This is a genomic window from Aquimixticola soesokkakensis, from assembly GCF_900172375.1.
GTDB lineage: Bacteria > Pseudomonadota > Alphaproteobacteria > Rhodobacterales > Rhodobacteraceae > Aquimixticola > Aquimixticola soesokkakensis.
The window spans coordinates 1-2,361 of record NZ_FWFS01000022.1 but is presented as its reverse complement, the minus strand read 5'-3'; the positions used below and the strand labels follow the sequence as shown (position 1 = coordinate 2,361).

Here is a 2,361-nt window from a genome sequence, read left to right as displayed (position 1 = left end):
GCTGGGCGCTGTGGTGCGTGCAAGCTTTGTGCGATCTGATCGGACCTATGGCGCAAGGCGCGTCTGGCATGACGTCCTCGCAGAAGGCTTTGATTGTGGTCTGCATGGCATCGAGCGCCTGATGCGCCGGGACTAACGTGAATTTTGTGCGCTGACGTGGTAACTGCTCGAAGAGGAGATCCACGTATGAGCATCGACAAAGACCTGCCGGAGCGGCTGATGGAAGGACGTGCACCCGGTGACCTGTTTGGCCAAACCGGCATTTGGGCGGAACTGACCAAAGCGTTGGCGGAGCGTGCGCTGAGCACAGAGATGGACGTCCATCTCGATGAAGAGCGCGCCGATGATGTCCCCGAGGGGCGCAACCAGACTGCCAACCGGCGCAACGGCAGCAGCCAGAAGACGGTGACGACGGACAGCGGCAAGGTGGTTCTGGACATTCCCCGCGATCGGAACGGCACCTTCGATCCGGTGCTGATCGCTAAATATCAGCGCCTCCCCGAGTTCGACCGCAAGATCATCAGCATGTATGCCCGCGGCATGACCACCCGCGAGAGTTCGCTATGGAGCCGCCATGGTTCGAGGCCCATGGCGGACGGGCATATCGAGGAAATCTATGGCGTCGAGGCCTCGCCGAGCCTGATTTGCGCGATCACCGACGCGGTGATGGAGGAGGTCACCGCCTGGCAAAACCGCCCTCTGGAACCCTGCTATCCGATCGTTTTCATGGACGCGATCCGGGTCAATATCCGCAGCGATGGGGCGATCTCGAACAAGGCGGTCTTCGTGGCCCTCGCGGTGCTGCCGGACGGCACGCGCGACGTTCTGGGCCAAGGTTCTCAGCGATCTGCGCAACCGTGGCGTCCAGGACATCCTCATCGCCGTCGTGGACGGGCTGAAGGGTTTTCCACAGGCCATCGAGGCGGCCTTTCCCCAGACACGGATACAGACCTGCATCGTCCACCTGTTGCGCCATTCCATGAACTTCGCCAGCTACAAGGACCGCAAGGCCGTCGCCGCCGCCCTCAAGGCGATCTACACAGCCGTAGACGCTTGCGCGGCGGAAATGGCTCTGACCGAGTTCGAGGACAGGGATCTGGCAAAACGGTATCCAGCGATCGCGCCAAGCTGGCGACGGGCCTGGAACGAGGTCATCCCATTCCTCGATTACCCCCCCGAAGTGCGCAGGCTGATTTACACCACGCATGCCATTGAGGCCCTGAACTCAAAAATCCGCCGAGCCGTCAGAACCCGAGGCAACTTCCCTAGCGACGACGCAGCCGCGAAATTGATCTATCTCGCACTCAATGCTACATCAAACGAGTGGAAGCGTTCGGTACGCGAATGGTATGCAGTCAGAAGCCAGCTCGCGCGCTTCGCGTCTCTCGAACCCGTGGCGTTCCGCTCAGCGCTGTTCGAAGATCGCTTCCCAATGGCCTAACTAAACGCGTCAGGCACAAAATTCCGCTCAGTCTCCATCATTCCGATCAGGGCAGCCAATATACCAGTGAACCGTTCCAGAGGCTGATGGCGAACAATGGTGTCACCTGCTCGATGAGCCGGTCGGGCAATGTCTGGGACAACGCTGCGGCGGAAAGCTTCTTCTCTTGCCTCAAAATCGAACGCGTGAAGCGCAAAGTCTACCGGACCCGTGATCAGGCCCGTGCGGATGTGTTCGATTATATCGAACGTTTCTACAATCCGAGACGTCGTCATGGACTTGCATCACTTCCGTTCCGGTTTTCTGCGAGCAATGCTCGCTTTGAAGGAGACCGGATATGGCACCCAAACATAGTGAAGACTTCAAGCGCGAGGCGGTTCGGATCGCGACGCACAGCGGCCTGACTCGGCGACAGGTTGCGTCGGACCTTGGGGTTGGTTTTTCGACCTTGGGCAAGTGGATGCGAGAGTACTCGACAGATCCAACAGCAGCTGAGGACGCGGAGTTGCGCCGCGAGAACGAGCGCTTGCGCAAAGAGAACCGTATTCTGCGGGAGGAGAGGGAGGTGTTAAAAAAGGCGGCAATCCACTGACCGGCAGGGCATTCTGAAAGAATGTCCCGAGAGGTTTCTTCGCGAGCCATGGAGGGCATGACCGCCATTGGTCCGAGGGCATGCCCGACCCAATGAGATTTCAATTCATTGCGGAGTATCGCGGAGATCTTTCACGTGCGTATCTGTGCCGCATGATGAAGGTTTCAGATCGTGGGCTACGGGCGTGGCGTCGCAGGCCGTCCTCACATCGCCAGCGTCGTGACATGATCCTTCTGGCATATATCCGCGAACAACATCGGCTCAGCTTGGGCAGCTATGGCCGTCCGCGCATGACGCAGGAATTGAAGGAACTGGGTCTTCAAGTTGG

4 pseudogenes are annotated in these 2,361 nt (G+C 59.1%); all 4 read left to right on the top strand.

Features of this window, described 5'->3' with window-relative positions:
• Window positions 1–127: pseudogene (locus AQS8620_RS16720) on the top strand (IS3 family transposase); the annotation flags it as partial.
• 59 nt (window positions 128–186) lie between these two features.
• Window positions 187–1,441, top strand: a pseudogene (locus AQS8620_RS16715) (IS256 family transposase).
• A 32-nt stretch (window positions 1,442–1,473) separates the two neighbouring features.
• A pseudogene (locus tag AQS8620_RS16710) lies at window positions 1,474–1,716 on the top strand (IS3 family transposase); the annotation flags it as partial.
• Window positions 1,717–1,778: 62 nt separating this feature from the next.
• Window positions 1,779–2,361 (top strand): annotated as a pseudogene (locus AQS8620_RS17260) (transposase); the annotation flags it as partial.